The following is a 12364-nucleotide window of genomic DNA, read 5'->3' as shown; positions in this document are numbered from 1 at the left end:
CTGCCCCACGTGTACTCCTGCCGCCCTGGCCGGCCGCGCCGAGCCCCCTGGGGGACCGGCGTACCGCGGCCCGGCGGCGCCTGACACCCCACCTGATGAAGGAGAGCCCTGTGAGTGATCCGAGGATCGAGCAGCGAAACACGAAGGCCCGGCGGGGCAAGGACCCCCGCCCGAAGCGTGCACGGCGGGAGCCGGCCCGCGCCGTGTACTCCCTGGACGGCACCCGTGTGCTGGCCGTGGTGCACGGCTACGACGTGACGCCGGAGGACCTGGACCAGGCGCTGGCGTGCCTGCTGTCGGCGCCGAACCGCAGCGGGGAGATGGAGGCGCTGCGTGGCCAGCACTGAGGCCGTCAACGTCCGGCCGAGTGGGAGCACCCGGGACCTGGAGGAGGCCGTCGCCGAGGCGGTCGCCTCACACCGCGATTGCGTACGGCAGGAGTTCGCCCGCGAACTGGCCGCGACGTTCACCGCGATGCGGCCGCGGTCCGTCGACAGCCCGGGGGAGCGGGTCATGGACGAGACCCTCCAGATGGTCTCCCGCACGATTCTGCGCCTCGCAGGCCTCCCGGAGGTGCCGTGATGGGCGACAAGAGCACGAGCGAGAAGGCACAGGTCACGTGGAATCCAGCGGAACGGCTCGGCATGCCGTTCCACCGGCGAGAGCCGCGCAGGATCATCGTCAGCCATCCCGGTGACCTATTCCACGAGTCCGTGTCCGACGGGTTCATCGCCCAGGTCTGGAACGTCATGGGCCAGTGCCCTCACCACATCTTCCAGATCGCGACGCAGCACCCGGAGCGGATGCGCTCGTGGGTGAAGCGGTGGGCCGATACCGCCGCCGACCACAGCGTCCCGATGGTCGGCGGCCTGCCGCCGATGCCGCGCGGACCGCAGGCGATGCGCGCCACCTACAGCTCCGGCCGGGCGCAGCTGTTCGCCGCGATGCTCGACCAGATGGGCGAGCCGCCCGAGGGATGCGCGTTCCCGACCTACGACTGGATGGAAGGCCAACGCTGGTGGCCCGGCGTCCTGCCGAACGTGTGGTTGGGCGCGTCCGTCCAGGACCAGCGATCGGCGGACACGCGCATCCCCGTCCTGCTGGACACCCCGGCCGCTATCCGCTGGATCAGTGCCGAGCCGCTCCTCGGCCCGCTTCGCCTGAGCGCAGCATGGATCGACATTCCCGCCGGCTTCCGCCCGGTCACGACAGCGGACATCCTCGGCATCGGCCTACCGAACCGGCTCGACTGGGTCGTCGCCGGCGGCCAGACGGGCCCAGACGCCCGGCCCATGCACCCCGATTGGGCGCGGTCCCTGCGCGACCAGTGCCAGGCCGCCGGGGTCGCTTTCCGCTTCGAGCAGTGGGGCGAGTGGGAGCCCATCGGCCCCCTGTACGGCGACGACGAGGAAACCGACGACGCCCACATGGAGGCCGTGGCCATCGAGGTCCACGAGAACCGCCGTGTGATCCAGCTGGAGAGCAGCGGCTACATCGCCGAGGGCCATCAGCCCACCGACGCCCGCACCTGGCTGATGGCCCAGGTCGGGGCGAGACGGGCGGGCCGGCTGCTGGACGGCCACCTCTGGGACCAGTACCCGGCGGGGGTGAGCTGACCGTGGACGCCCTGTTCGATATCGAGGCACCGCCGCCGGCTGAGCCGGAGCCGAAGGAGTCGCCGGACGCGCGCCGCACGCGGCGGCAGGGCGAGCTTCTGGCGCGCGGCTCCCATCCGCTTGGCCTGTCGCTGGGGTGGCCGCTGCGCCTGCACAAGGAGGCCGCCCCGGCAGATGACCGGCAGGCGGGCGGCCGCCGGTACGGCAACTGCCGCTTCCGCCAGGTCCTGGCCGCCCGCGTGCGGGGCTTCCCCAAGTGCGTGCACCCGGGCAGCCAGTCGGCCGAGTCGTACGAGACGCTCGGCCCGCTGCGGGTTACGCACGGCGCCGCCTCGGACGTGCGTGCCTGGTGGCCCGGGTGCGTCGACCACGAGTTCGGCGACCCGAAGGTGCCGGGCGGGATGCGCTGGGTTCCCGATCCCCGGGAGGCCCGCTGATGAAGCTGCACCGCCTGGTGGACGCCCTGATCGCGCGGCGTCGCGCGCTGGATCTGTCCCAGGCCGAGGCGGCCCGCCTGGCGGGCATCAACGCGGGCACGGTCTCCCAGTGGGAGGGCGGACTGAAGGAGCCGCGGCTGTCGGTCCTGTGCACGCACGCGGGCGGCATGGCGTTGTTGCCCGCGGTGGTGAATCCCCGAACGCGGCAGACCCTGGCGAGCGGCTACCACCAGCTGGTGCCCGCCGTCGTGGCGTTTCGGGAGCAGGAGGGCGTCGCGGCGGCGGAGATCGGGCGTCGCATGGGGGTATCGACCAGCGCGGTCCGGCTCATCGAGGGCGGCCGGCCGATGCGGCTGTTGTCGGGCGACCGGTACGTCACGGTGGCTGGGCTGCTGCTGACGTGGGTGTACGACCGGCCGCGCTGCTGCCGGTGTGACCCGTTCTGGTGCCGCACGGACGAGTCGGGGGAGCACTGCGCGGAGCGGTCGTGCGGGCGGTGTCTGCATGGGTGCCCGGCCCCGGACGGGGTCACGTGCTGCGAGGCCGCCGTCCCTGCGCGGGTGGGCTCATGAGGATGGGACGGCCTCAGGCGCCGGCGGACTCAGGGCGTTCGCTGCGGTTCGTCGCGCGCGCCGGCTTCAGCCCGTCGGCGATGTCGGCCGCTTCCTGGAGCCGGCGTACGTGCTCGCGCTTCCAGCCGAAGTGGTCGGCGATCTCGGCCTGCGCGGTTCCGCGTTCGCGTGTTCTGCGGATCTCGCGGCCGAACTCCAGGCGCGCGGCGGTGATGAGCTCTGCGGCCTGGTCCTCGGCGCGCTTCAGCGCCGCGTACGCGGCGTCGAGGGGAGCCATCGGATCGGTCACCTCCACATCATGGCACCTCTGGCGAGGCCACTTTAGCAGGTGGCGGCCTACCGGGTGGAAGGCATCCAAACTTGTATGCCTCCTAGATTGGAGGCATAGGATGCCCGACGAGGCCAGCGAGAGAGGAGGAAACGGTCATGGCCCGCGTATTTGGCATGCCCGGACGAAGTCCGGCCCCGCCGCAGACAGAGTGACCCCCCTTCAAGCGGATCGGATTGGACGAGAGTGACCGACGACGACCAGGCGCCTCGCGGCTTGGCGATCGACGACGCCGAGATGCCCGAGTGGGCGCGGCGCTACTTCACCCCGGAGCAGCAGAGGCTCTCCCGGGGCCTGCAGTGGATCCTGCTGATCTACAAGAGCAAGCGGCTGGAGGCTTCCCGTATCAGCGTGGCCCAGCGCCTTCACGTCCACATGGAGGGCCGGGAGCGCAAGGCGTGGAACCCCTCCCAGGCGAGCCTGGCCGAGGACCTGGACCTGTCCCTGACGACCGTCGGGGTGTCGCTGGACGAGCTGGAGCAGCAGGGCTGGGTGCTGGTCCGCGAGCGGAAGCGGACCAAGTCCTGGTACCGCCTGGCGTGGCCCGTCACCGACGTGCTGGCACCCGAGGGGGAGCCGGAGGCGACCTGCGGCCAGCCGACGAAGAAGGGCGGCACCTGCACGCGCAAGGCGGGCCGGGGGACGACGACGCCCGGCGTCGGCCCATGCGTGCTGCACGGCGGTGAGCCCCGCAACGGCCCGGGGGAGCCGACCGGCACCGCCGGAGACGAGGACCCGGCCGCCCCTGTTGACCCCCAACCGTTGGAGCAGAACACCCCTCCAGAACACAGTTCGACTCCAACCGCTGAGGAGTTGACCTCCAACCGCTGGAGCGTTGACCTCCAACCGCTGGAGCATTCACCCCCAACCGTTGGGGACGACTACGTTCCCTGCGTTCCTGGTGCGTTAGGAGACGAAAAATCTTCTCTTCTCGCCGTAGGCGAGCTAACGGTCCGTACCGCGCGTGAGGACAGCGAGGCGCCTTCGGCGAAGAAAGAAGATCTTCACTCCGACGCGGGCTGGGTGCTCACACAGCTGCCCGCCGAGTACCGCAACGGCAAGCCATGGCTCAACCGGGCGCTCCTCGTGCACGCCAGCGACGCCCTCGCCAACGGCTACGGCCGTCTCGCCATCGTCGCCTACTGCCGCACCTTCGCCGCCGACCCGCGGTACCGCGACTTCCAGCACCTGTCGCACTTCGACGACGTGATCCGCAAGCTCGCCGCCGACGTCGCCGAGGGCGCGGCCTGCCGCGGCTGCGGGCGTGACCCCGGCATCAACCACCCGTTCTGCGAGGCGGATCTCCCGCTCGCCGCAGCCATGGAGGCCTGATGGACCTATCGGCCGACCTCCGCACCGCCCAGGCCGCGTTCGCGGCCGCCGACCGGGCCCTCGTCGAGGCCCGCGCCACCCTCGACGGCGCCACCAAGGCGTACGACCAGGCTCGGCGTCACGCCCCCCGCGGCCGCGACCTCGAGCGCGCCCGCCAGGCGTGGGGCCTGGCCACCATGGAGTGGGCCCGCGCCCTGATCGCCCGCGAGACGGCCAAGGACGACCTCGCCGCCGAACGCCGCGACGTCGACACCGACGCCGCGGCCGCGCTGGCCCTGCCCTCCCGGGGCCCACGATGACCACGCCCCCGGACACCATCCCCATCTGGGAGGACCCCGCCCCCAGCCCGGCCGACCCGCCCGCGCGCCGCCGCTGGGTAGCCCGCTGCGACGACTGCAAGCGCCGCATCTGGTCTCCCAACAGCGTCCGCCGCCGGTTCGGCCGGCTCCTCGGCGGCCGGTGCTACCGCAAGCACGCCGCGGCGGCTCGACGCCTCCACATCTCGTCCCACGTCCCCGTCCGGCCGCCGGGCGACATCCCCGGCCAGGTGGACCTGCTGGAACTCGTCCGCTGGAGGCAGGCATGAGCGCGCACCGGCCCCGCTGGGCGGCCCTCGCCCAGCTCGGCGACGTCACGGTCGAGCAGTGCGCCCACGTCCGCGTCGCGCCCACCGGCACGGACGAGGCGGACCCGCACGACGTGGCCCGGGCCGTCTTCATCGTCGGCCTGGCCCGAGCCTGGCCGGAACTGGCCCGCACCCCCGACCGTGTTGAGGCCCTCGCCGACGTCGCGCTCGACGCCGTCGCCGCGTCCCTGCCGGGAGGCCCTCGGTGATTCCCGCCCCGTCGGAGCTGCGCCCGTGCCGGGCCTGCCACAAGCCGATCCTGTGGACCACCACCGTGGCCGGCCGGCGCCTGGCCGTCGACCCCGTCCCGGACGAGACGGGCAACCAGGCCTGCCACAAGGACCACGCCGGCGTGTGGAGGTCTCGATCCCTCACTGGGGCCGAGGCCCACGCGCCGAAGGGCTGGGAGGACCGGTTCGTGCCCCACGTGGCGACCTGCCCCAAGCGCCGCCCGGTGCAGACCGCGCTGCCCGCTATGCCGCCGGCCCGGGCCGCGCTGCCGCCCAACGTCGGCCGCTTCGACCCGGCCCGCCGCCGCACCACTCCGACCCCGAGATCCACCAGGAGACGATCGTGACCGACCTGCCCCGCTACACCACCTGGGACGCCGTCCCCGGCGGGCTCTACACAAAGACCCAGCTCGGTCGGCTCGACCCGCCGCGCAAACTCGCGAAGGGCGCCCAGCCCACGGCGCGGGTGCTGTACCACGGCAACAAGTACGCCGCACTGTACGGACTGGACGCCACCGTCGTGAAGGAGCCGCCGACCGAGGCGCAGCTCGCCAGTGTCCGCCGTGCGACGGCCGCCCGGCACATCTGCAAGCGGTGCGACGCCCGCACCCACCCCGTGGTCACCCCGGACAACCCGCCCCCGTCCGGCGTGGACCCGTACGACGGGCGGCTGTGCGCCCGCTGCCACGACGTCGTGCGTATCCACCAGCAGCACGGTGACTACCAGCGCAGGGCCAAGAACCTCATGGACGAACTGGCCGAGCGCGGCGCGATCGTCGTCCAGGCCGACGATCGCGCCGCGCCGCGCCGGCTCGCGCTGGTCGAGTTCTTCACCGACTCGGCATCGCTCCACCTCGGCGGCGGCCGGGTCCTCGCAGATTTTGACCTGGCCCCGCCCGGGGTCGAGCCCGAGGCGCGTGAGATCACCTACCTGGAGGCGATCGGCCGCCTCGACAGGATGTTCCGCAGCCGGGAAGACGTGCCGGTGTTCGTCGGCTGGGAGCAGAACGCGCTGTGGCCGCTGGTCATGCTGGCCAACCACGACATGGACCGGGCCGCGCAGAAAGCCCGTCATGAGGCCGACAACGAAGCGGGCCGGAGGGGGCACGAGCGCTGGTCACCGTACACGGCGGCCGAGCCGTACACGTGGATGCAGCAGCAGTGGAACCCCGTGCAGGAGGCGACCGGACCGGATGGAACCCCGCAGACGGTCCAGACTTGTCGGCTGCTGTCTGCCGACGTCCGGATCTACTGGGCGCACTACCACGCTGAGCCGTCCAGCACGGACGACGACCCCCGCTACTTCCACCCCCGGCGCCCGGAGACCATGCCCCGCGCGACCGGCGACGTGGTCGTGGACGCGCACCTGCTGATGGAGATCCTGGCCGCCGTCGCGGACGGCACCGAGCCGGTGTCCCCGCGCGCGCCGTGGAAGGTCTTCCCGCCCCAGCCCGGCTATGTCGACGGGAGCGGACGATGAGCGACGTCCGCCCCCCGATTCCCGTCCGGTTGATCGACCGGCCCACCACTGGCGGCCTGGTCGCCCCCTGGCTGAACGTCGCCCTCGCCGACGGCGGCACCGACTTCCGGCAGGCCGACGGCACCCGCTGGCGCCGCGCCTGGACCGAGGGCCTGTGCCAGGTCTGCGGGAAGCCGCTGGACCCCCTGATGGTGTTCCTCGGCGGCCCCGACCAGATGACCGAAGGCGGGTACTTCGACGAGCCGCCCCTGCACCCCGAGTGCGCCCACTACGTCACCCGCGCGTGCCCGATGGTCGCCGGCCGCATGAGCCACTTCCGGAAGGGCCCGTCGGTCACCGAGGGCAAACGCGGGAAGGCGTGCACCACCCCCGGCTGCGGCTGCGGCGGCTATGTCCCCTCCGAGGCGGTCCTCCTGCCCGACGGCGGCGCCGCCAGCATCGCCGCGACGGACCGCACCGGCAACGAGGGCAGGCCCGCCCACCCCTGGTTCGCCGTGTACGCCCGGACCTACCAGCTCGCCGCCACCCCCGAGGGGCAGCTGCTCGGCGGCGTCCCGCGCGACATCCTGCGGACCCGGCAGGTGAGCCGGTGATCTCCAGCGTCTGGACCTACCTCGCCAGCTTCTGGAAGGCCAACGCCGGGACCGCGTTGGCGGCCGCCGACCGAGTCCTGCGTGACCATCAGGAGCAGCACGACCCCGTGGTCGACGCGGCCCGCGAGGTCTTCGCTGGCTCGGCCACGATCGTCCCCGCCCCCGCCGTACGCCCCGCGGCCACCCCGCCAGCGGCCGGGTGGAGGGGACCCCGACCATCTGCCGAGCCCGAGGACGCCGCACAGATCAGCGCACCACCGGCGGCCGCAGCCGTACGCCGGTCGTGCCGTGCCGACGGCCTCGGCGAGGGCCGCGTGCTCGAGCTCCTGGTCGAGAAGAGCGAGGAACTCGGCTCACCCCTCGCAGCCGCCCAATACCTGTTCCACCCGAGAGAGGACGCATGACCGAACAGCCGAACCCCAAGCCGCCGCTTCCCCAGCGATTCGGCGAGCCGTTCCCTCGCATCACCGTCGACGAGAGCGACGGATCCCCGTTCGACCGCATCCTGCGCATCGGTGTCTTCGCCGCCGACTCCTGGGCCCTCGGCCCCGACGGGCCCATCCGCAACCCGCACCAGACCAAGGCCGACATCTGCCGGGGCCAGGTGCGAGAGGCGCTGCTGCACCTGCTGGAGCTCGGCCTGGTGGACATCGACGTCGACCGGCTCAACGACGGCAACTCCTACCCGGCCTTCCGCGGGAAGGTCTTCGGTGGCTGAGCCGACTTTCGTCTACGACGTCCACGACCCGACCACGCGCGGCCTCGAAAGCACCGCCGCCTGGCGATCGTTCCTCGCCTGGATGCGCGGACAGCGCATGAACCCGAACCAGACCCGCCGGATCGAGCTGTACGACCTCGACGGCACCTGGTTCGCCCGCACGGTCGAGTACACCCAGGCCCGGCAGGGCGGGCGGCTACTCGACCCCGCGACCCGAGACTGGGTGACTCACACCAGCACATACGTCATCGCGGGCCCGCCGCCGTCCGAGATTCCCGTGGGCGGTGCCCGTGGCTGACCAGACCAAGACCGTGCACCGCCACGAGGTGCCCGTCGACGACCAACCCCACACGATCAAGCTGACCAGCAACCCGCATGCCGTCGCCGCCCGGCGCGTCGGGCTCGGGCACGTCGTGGAGTTCTGGGCCGAGCATCACGGCGACGAATGGGCCATCCCGCGCACCTTCCAGGTGTTCGCCACCGGCCAGCCCATCCCCGACACGGCGAAATGGTGGGGAACCACCGGACGCGCGGCCGGCCTCGTGTGGCACCTGTACGAGCTGCGAGGAGACCGATGACTGACCAGATCGAGCTCGCGGTGCGCGCGGTCCTGTCCCACCCGTGGGGGTCCGGCCCGTGGACCGCGCATGCCGTCCACCAGCGGTACGACTCGGAGTGCGCGGTGTGCCGAGGCGACGTCGCCGCGATCCTCGCGGTCGCCGCCCCGGTCATCACCGAGCACGCTCTCCACACAGCCACGCTCCAGCAGCACGAGGAGATGGTTGGCCGCGTCGCCGCCGAGGCCATCGAGCGGGAGCGGCCGAAGTTGGTCGCCATGATGGAACAGGTCGCCGACCAGGCGATGGCGAAGAAAACCGACGCCATCCGCACCGCCGAACGCGCCGCCATCATCAACGGGATCCGCTCGTACTTCGTCGCCGTCGACGGCCCGCTGTACGAGGACGTACGGACCCTCTGCGGCCGTATCGAACGCGGCGAGTACTCGCCCACCACCCATCAGGCGGCTGGAGACGCCCGTGGCTGAGATTCCCACCAAGGCGACCCTGCTGGCCGCGCAGGCCTACTGCGTCCACGGCGACCGCACCGACGAGACGTGGGCGCCCTGCCCGGGCTGCTACCGGACGGTTGAGCTGCTGATCAGCCTGGCCGGGCCGATCCTGTGCAACGCCGTCGCCAAGGCGATCCTCGCCGAGGAGAAGGCAGGCCCCTCGGCCATCCCCTCCGGATCCCAGGTGACCTACTGGGGCGGCCTGCGCCGCGGCGCGGCGATCGCCCGCCGCGCCTTCGCCGACACGGTCACCCCCGAGGCCGTACAGCAGCTGACCGGCGAGATCCACGAGTACCTGGAGGCCGAGCATGGCGCATGACCGGAAGGCACGCGCGGTGGTCTTCAACGCGATCCAGCCGGCCCTCGCGAGGACCGGCGACTGGGTGCGGCTGAGGGCCCGACGGAACGTGGCCGAGGCCGTCCTGGCGGCGCTCGCCAAGCACGGCCTGGCCGTCGTGCCAGCTGCGGACGTGGTCGACCGGGACGAGCCGGAGAGCACCCTCGGCCAGCGGTACGCCGACACCATCCGCTCCGTCCCGATCCAGCTCACGCCCAGCCCAGCCACGACAGCGATGCTCCAGGCGTACGCCCCGTTCCACCTGTCCGAGGAGGAGACGGCTCCGCTCGTCGACGCTGTGTTCGCCGTGCGAGACGACGAACTGGCCGAGGCGCGGCGGCAGTGGCAGGACCTCCGCGAGCGCCTCGCCGAGGAGACCTGGAAACGCGAGCAGGCCGAGGCTGCTATCGCCCGTGTCCGGGCCGCCGGCGCCAAGCCGGTGATGTGCGGCCCCAACGCCATCCCTGCGGTGCCCGTTACCGCCGTCGCAGCCGCCTTGGCCACCACTCTGGAGAAGCAGCCCGATGCCTGAACCCACCACTCCCGTGGACCTGGCCGCTGCCCGGCAGCGCATCACCCGCGCGCACACCGAGCTCGGCGACGTGTGCGCGCAGGGGCCGAGCCGCCGCTTCCGCATGCACATCCCCGCCGACCCTGCACGGGACACCGATCTGATCATCTCGGCTGCGCTCAATGACGCAGACCTTCTGGTCGGCGAGGTGGAGCGTCTGCGCGTCACGGTCGCTCGTGTACGCGCGCTCCGGGACTACCTGGCCACCGCCACCGGGACTACGGAGACCGGGGATCTCCTGCGCAAGGTCGCGCGCAACCTCAGCGACATCGTGGACGGAAAGAGCGCCGTCTCCCAGGACGAGACTCCGGCCGCGGCCGAGCAGACCCGGAACGACATGATCGTGGTTGCCGCCAAGGCGCTGTGGGAGCGCGAGTTCAGCACGTACGAGGAGTGCTCCCACACCTGGAGCGAGATGCCCCGCATCGCCGCCGTCGCACTGGACGCGGCCGGCCAGCTGATCGAGGTCGACGGCGGCGCCTCGTGGGTCAGACCACACACCGACGGCGAGGAACTACCGGAGAACGCCTGCGCCCGGATCGACCACGAGGTGACAGGCGCCTACCACGAGCCGGGAGGCGACCGTGGCTGAGATAGCCGACGACATCTTCAGCGACGCAGCGCATGCCGCGGTCGAGCTGATCGGCCGGTCCGGCGCCCGCAAGCTGGAAATCGGCTTCCTGCACGAGAACGTGCCGATGGAGGAGGCCGGCTGGTACGCGCACGCGCAGTACCGCGGAGCCCGGATCACGGCGGAGGACCACACCAGCCCGGCCGCCGCGCTGGAGGCGCTCGCCCGCCGCATCCTGACCGGCGGCCGCTGCACGCACTGCGGCGGCCTGGTCGCCCTGACCGACCGCGGCGCACTCGCGTACGCGACGAGCACCTTGGCAGACGGCACTCCGTGGAACGTCGAGCAGGCACGTGAGGCGGGGCAGTGCCGGTGGCGCCGCGCTGGCCGCACCTGGAAGAGGGGATGCGAATGACCTGGGTACGCCGCGCGGATCCCGGCGAGCACGCGTGCCGGCCGCCCACGGCTGCCACCTGGGGCGACCCATTAGGCCGGTACGGGGATCTGTGGCGGTGCCCGTGCGGGACGCTCTGGCGGATCGGCGACGCGTGCGACTTCTGCGACCGCTTCGGATGGGGACCGCATCAGGGCGGTCACGCCGTCGGCGAGACCTGGCGGCCCGCGACGCTGTGGCAGCGGATCAGGCACTACCGGAAGGGGCGGCCGTGACTACACCGCATCCGACGATCGCGGGGATCCTCGCCGCCTGGGAGCGCCTGGAGCGCCATACGGTGCACGTCTTCTGCCACCCCGACGACGCCGCCCAGCTCATGGCGGCGTGCGGGCCGCTGGCCTGGCCATACAAGGTCACGCCGAGCATGTTCGTGCCCGCCGGTCAGCTCTACATCTACGACCCGAAAGGACGGACGCAATCGTGACCCCGGCCGAGGAAGTCGCCACCCTTGTCGACGAGCTGCGGCCGCTCATCGAGCAGCTGCAGGAGCTGCTCCCCGAGCCGGTCGAGGACGCCACCAAGGGCAGCAGCCAGTCGCATAAAGTGACCGGCTCCCCGGCGCCCTGGCACGCCGAGGCGGGCCCGCTGCTCCTCACGATCCACGCCGGCGTACGCGACCTCGAAGCCGACCTGCGCTACCACGTGGCCGGCCACACCCGCCTGCGCGTTCAGTACGAGACTGTGGGGCAGCGTGCTGGCCGCCAGGTGCGCCGCGTCCTGAAGGGAGAGGCCCCGCGGGGCGGCAGCGACGCGAACACCGCGGCCGCCCTGGACGCGATCGCCCGCCTCGTGCACGGCGTCCCCGACGACATCGCGCGCCGGGCCCGCGGCCAGCTCGACTCCTGGGTGCGGCAGGCGCGGGAGGTCCGCGACATCGGCGAGGCCGAGAAGTGGATCCCGATCCACGTCCCGAAGGGGGCCCTGCCACCGGCCTGCCCGTACTGCAAGACGTTCAGCCTACGGATCGCCCAGGAGTCAGGCCGCGTGCGCTGCTTCAACGCCCGCTGCACCGACGAGAAGGGCGATCGCCCGCGCGGCCGAATCGACAAGAACCGGCTCGACGGCTCGGCCATGCTGGTCTGGGCCGACGGCCGCACCATCTACTACGGAGAGTCAGCATGACCGCTCTGCCGCCGTACTCCGGCGAGGACGTGACCTGCCCGAAGTGCGGCAACGAGGGGGCCAGCACGCGGTTCCTGCCGTACGGAACCTGCGCCCACGGCACTGAGACGCTCGTCACCGGGTGGGAGCCGAACGAGCGCCTGCACCGCGAGTGCACCCGCTGCGGCCACGCCTGGGACGAGCAAACCCGGGAGCAGATGTGCAAGGAGGATCCCGGCCACCTTCCCGCGAGCTGCCGGCACTGCCTGGCCAGAGAGGGGAGGCCGTGACCGAGCATCCGTTGATCGCGTTCCTGCGCGCCCACCTTAA

General features: G+C 72.2%; 26 protein-coding genes. 25 read left to right on the top strand and 1 reads right to left on the bottom strand.

Features of this window, described 5'->3' with window-relative positions; translation table 11 throughout:
* The first annotated feature begins 110 nt into the window (after positions 1-110).
* From AB0O28_RS19095 to AB0O28_RS19075, 5 genes are read left to right on the top strand one after another with little or no spacing between them, the layout of a single operon-like run.
* Complete coding sequence (locus AB0O28_RS19095; protein ID WP_363641821.1) at positions 111-347, top strand: hypothetical protein; 237 nt, start codon at positions 111-113, stop codon at positions 345-347.
* Entirely contained in the window at positions 334-582 is a 249-nt protein-coding gene (locus AB0O28_RS19090; RefSeq protein ID WP_363641819.1) for a hypothetical protein, read from the top strand. The genes AB0O28_RS19095 and AB0O28_RS19090 overlap by 14 nt, the downstream gene beginning before the upstream one ends.
* The gene (locus AB0O28_RS19085) at positions 582-1616 is read left to right on the top strand and encodes a DUF5131 family protein (protein ID WP_363641817.1); all 1035 of its coding nucleotides are present in this window, start codon (positions 582-584) and stop codon (positions 1614-1616) included. The genes AB0O28_RS19090 and AB0O28_RS19085 overlap by 1 nt, the downstream gene beginning before the upstream one ends.
* Before the next feature lie 2 nt (positions 1617-1618).
* The gene (locus AB0O28_RS19080; protein WP_363641815.1) at positions 1619-2053 is read left to right on the top strand and encodes a hypothetical protein; all 435 of its coding nucleotides are present in this window, start codon (positions 1619-1621) and stop codon (positions 2051-2053) included.
* Positions 2053-2625, top strand: a complete 573-nt coding sequence (locus AB0O28_RS19075; protein WP_363641813.1) for a helix-turn-helix transcriptional regulator — start codon at positions 2053-2055, stop codon at positions 2623-2625. The genes AB0O28_RS19080 and AB0O28_RS19075 overlap by 1 nt, the downstream gene beginning before the upstream one ends.
* A 13-nt stretch (positions 2626-2638) precedes the next feature.
* Here the strand turns inward: AB0O28_RS19075 and AB0O28_RS19070 are convergent, their stop codons facing one another.
* Positions 2639-2914 carry a hypothetical protein gene (locus AB0O28_RS19070; protein ID WP_363641811.1) on the bottom strand — a complete coding sequence of 92 codons (276 nt, stop codon included), beginning with the start codon at positions 2912-2914 and terminating at the stop codon, positions 2639-2641.
* 225 nt (positions 2915-3139) lie between these two features.
* Between AB0O28_RS19070 and AB0O28_RS19065 the strand changes: the two genes are divergently transcribed.
* The 20 genes from AB0O28_RS19065 to AB0O28_RS18970 are packed head-to-tail and all read left to right on the top strand — an operon-like array spanning position 3140 to position 12324.
* Complete coding sequence (locus AB0O28_RS19065) at positions 3140-4285, top strand: hypothetical protein (RefSeq protein ID WP_363641809.1); 1146 nt, start codon at positions 3140-3142, stop codon at positions 4283-4285.
* On the top strand, positions 4285-4584 hold the full coding sequence (locus AB0O28_RS19060; RefSeq protein ID WP_363641807.1) for a hypothetical protein: 300 nt from the start codon (positions 4285-4287) through the stop codon (positions 4582-4584). The genes AB0O28_RS19065 and AB0O28_RS19060 overlap by 1 nt, the downstream gene beginning before the upstream one ends.
* A complete protein-coding gene (locus AB0O28_RS19055; RefSeq protein ID WP_363641805.1) occupies positions 4581-4871 on the top strand; it encodes a hypothetical protein in 291 nt (96 codons plus the stop codon). Before AB0O28_RS19060 ends, AB0O28_RS19055 begins: the two co-directional genes overlap by 4 nt.
* Complete coding sequence (locus AB0O28_RS19050; RefSeq protein WP_363641803.1) at positions 4868-5119, top strand: hypothetical protein; 252 nt, start codon at positions 4868-4870, stop codon at positions 5117-5119. Before AB0O28_RS19055 ends, AB0O28_RS19050 begins: the two co-directional genes overlap by 4 nt.
* On the top strand, positions 5116-5487 hold the full coding sequence (locus AB0O28_RS19045; RefSeq protein ID WP_363641801.1) for a hypothetical protein: 372 nt from the start codon (positions 5116-5118) through the stop codon (positions 5485-5487). Before AB0O28_RS19050 ends, AB0O28_RS19045 begins: the two co-directional genes overlap by 4 nt.
* Positions 5484-6620 (top strand): hypothetical protein, encoded by a 1137-nt coding sequence (locus AB0O28_RS19040; RefSeq protein ID WP_363641799.1) that lies wholly within the window; start codon positions 5484-5486, stop codon positions 6618-6620. Before AB0O28_RS19045 ends, AB0O28_RS19040 begins: the two co-directional genes overlap by 4 nt.
* On the top strand, positions 6617-7213 hold the full coding sequence (locus tag AB0O28_RS19035) for a hypothetical protein (protein WP_363641797.1): 597 nt from the start codon (positions 6617-6619) through the stop codon (positions 7211-7213). Before AB0O28_RS19040 ends, AB0O28_RS19035 begins: the two co-directional genes overlap by 4 nt.
* Positions 7210-7617 carry a hypothetical protein gene (locus tag AB0O28_RS19030; protein ID WP_363641795.1) on the top strand — a complete coding sequence of 136 codons (408 nt, stop codon included), beginning with the start codon at positions 7210-7212 and terminating at the stop codon, positions 7615-7617. Before AB0O28_RS19035 ends, AB0O28_RS19030 begins: the two co-directional genes overlap by 4 nt.
* Complete coding sequence (locus tag AB0O28_RS19025) at positions 7614-7931, top strand: hypothetical protein (RefSeq protein ID WP_363641793.1); 318 nt, start codon at positions 7614-7616, stop codon at positions 7929-7931. The genes AB0O28_RS19030 and AB0O28_RS19025 overlap by 4 nt, the downstream gene beginning before the upstream one ends.
* Complete coding sequence (locus tag AB0O28_RS19020) at positions 7924-8229, top strand: hypothetical protein (RefSeq protein ID WP_363641791.1); 306 nt, start codon at positions 7924-7926, stop codon at positions 8227-8229. Before AB0O28_RS19025 ends, AB0O28_RS19020 begins: the two co-directional genes overlap by 8 nt.
* Positions 8222-8509 (top strand): hypothetical protein, encoded by a 288-nt coding sequence (locus tag AB0O28_RS19015; RefSeq protein ID WP_363641789.1) that lies wholly within the window; start codon positions 8222-8224, stop codon positions 8507-8509. Before AB0O28_RS19020 ends, AB0O28_RS19015 begins: the two co-directional genes overlap by 8 nt.
* Entirely contained in the window at positions 8506-8976 is a 471-nt protein-coding gene (locus AB0O28_RS19010) for a hypothetical protein (protein WP_363641787.1), read from the top strand. Before AB0O28_RS19015 ends, AB0O28_RS19010 begins: the two co-directional genes overlap by 4 nt.
* On the top strand, positions 8969-9319 hold the full coding sequence (locus AB0O28_RS19005) for a hypothetical protein (protein ID WP_363641785.1): 351 nt from the start codon (positions 8969-8971) through the stop codon (positions 9317-9319). Before AB0O28_RS19010 ends, AB0O28_RS19005 begins: the two co-directional genes overlap by 8 nt.
* A complete protein-coding gene (locus tag AB0O28_RS19000; protein WP_363641783.1) occupies positions 9309-9869 on the top strand; it encodes a hypothetical protein in 561 nt (186 codons plus the stop codon). The genes AB0O28_RS19005 and AB0O28_RS19000 overlap by 11 nt, the downstream gene beginning before the upstream one ends.
* Positions 9862-10500, top strand: a complete 639-nt coding sequence (locus AB0O28_RS18995) for a hypothetical protein (RefSeq protein WP_363641781.1) — start codon at positions 9862-9864, stop codon at positions 10498-10500. The genes AB0O28_RS19000 and AB0O28_RS18995 overlap by 8 nt, the downstream gene beginning before the upstream one ends.
* Positions 10493-10894, top strand: a complete 402-nt coding sequence (locus tag AB0O28_RS18990; protein WP_363641779.1) for a hypothetical protein — start codon at positions 10493-10495, stop codon at positions 10892-10894. The genes AB0O28_RS18995 and AB0O28_RS18990 overlap by 8 nt, the downstream gene beginning before the upstream one ends.
* On the top strand, positions 10891-11148 hold the full coding sequence (locus AB0O28_RS18985) for a hypothetical protein (RefSeq protein ID WP_363641777.1): 258 nt from the start codon (positions 10891-10893) through the stop codon (positions 11146-11148). The genes AB0O28_RS18990 and AB0O28_RS18985 overlap by 4 nt, the downstream gene beginning before the upstream one ends.
* On the top strand, positions 11145-11357 hold the full coding sequence (locus AB0O28_RS18980; RefSeq protein ID WP_363641775.1) for a hypothetical protein: 213 nt from the start codon (positions 11145-11147) through the stop codon (positions 11355-11357). Before AB0O28_RS18985 ends, AB0O28_RS18980 begins: the two co-directional genes overlap by 4 nt.
* Complete coding sequence (locus AB0O28_RS18975; protein ID WP_363641773.1) at positions 11354-12055, top strand: hypothetical protein; 702 nt, start codon at positions 11354-11356, stop codon at positions 12053-12055. Before AB0O28_RS18980 ends, AB0O28_RS18975 begins: the two co-directional genes overlap by 4 nt.
* Positions 12052-12324 (top strand): hypothetical protein, encoded by a 273-nt coding sequence (locus tag AB0O28_RS18970; protein ID WP_363641771.1) that lies wholly within the window; start codon positions 12052-12054, stop codon positions 12322-12324. Before AB0O28_RS18975 ends, AB0O28_RS18970 begins: the two co-directional genes overlap by 4 nt.
* Positions 12325-12364: the final 40 nt, after the last annotated feature.

This window comes from Microbispora sp. NPDC088329 (assembly GCF_040685655.1).
GTDB lineage: Bacteria > Actinomycetota > Actinomycetes > Streptosporangiales > Streptosporangiaceae > Microbispora.
Note: the sequence above shows the minus strand (reverse complement) of the source record. Positions and strands in the feature narration are given on the sequence as shown.

What these genes read in the sequence shown, in the direction of transcription:
- AB0O28_RS19055 (WP_363641805.1), top strand. Translation starts at nt 4,581, where the DNA reads ATGACCACGCCCCCGGACACCATCCCCATCTGGGAGGACCCCGCCCCC.
- AB0O28_RS19050 (WP_363641803.1), top strand. Translation starts at nt 4,868, where the DNA reads ATGAGCGCGCACCGGCCCCGCTGGGCGGCCCTCGCCCAGCTCGGCGAC.
- AB0O28_RS18995 (WP_363641781.1), top strand. Translation starts at nt 9,862, where the DNA reads ATGCCTGAACCCACCACTCCCGTGGACCTGGCCGCTGCCCGGCAGCGC.
- AB0O28_RS19035 (WP_363641797.1), top strand. Translation starts at nt 6,617, where the DNA reads ATGAGCGACGTCCGCCCCCCGATTCCCGTCCGGTTGATCGACCGGCCC.
- AB0O28_RS19075 (WP_363641813.1), top strand. Translation starts at nt 2,053, where the DNA reads ATGAAGCTGCACCGCCTGGTGGACGCCCTGATCGCGCGGCGTCGCGCG.
- AB0O28_RS19025 (WP_363641793.1), top strand. Translation starts at nt 7,614, where the DNA reads ATGACCGAACAGCCGAACCCCAAGCCGCCGCTTCCCCAGCGATTCGGC.
- AB0O28_RS19085 (WP_363641817.1), top strand. Translation starts at nt 582, where the DNA reads ATGGGCGACAAGAGCACGAGCGAGAAGGCACAGGTCACGTGGAATCCA.
- AB0O28_RS19010 (WP_363641787.1), top strand. Translation starts at nt 8,506, where the DNA reads ATGACTGACCAGATCGAGCTCGCGGTGCGCGCGGTCCTGTCCCACCCG.
- AB0O28_RS18985 (WP_363641777.1), top strand. Translation starts at nt 10,891, where the DNA reads ATGACCTGGGTACGCCGCGCGGATCCCGGCGAGCACGCGTGCCGGCCG.
- AB0O28_RS18970 (WP_363641771.1), top strand. Translation starts at nt 12,052, where the DNA reads ATGACCGCTCTGCCGCCGTACTCCGGCGAGGACGTGACCTGCCCGAAG.
- AB0O28_RS19000 (WP_363641783.1), top strand. Translation starts at nt 9,309, where the DNA reads ATGGCGCATGACCGGAAGGCACGCGCGGTGGTCTTCAACGCGATCCAG.
- AB0O28_RS19060 (WP_363641807.1), top strand. Translation starts at nt 4,285, where the DNA reads ATGGACCTATCGGCCGACCTCCGCACCGCCCAGGCCGCGTTCGCGGCC.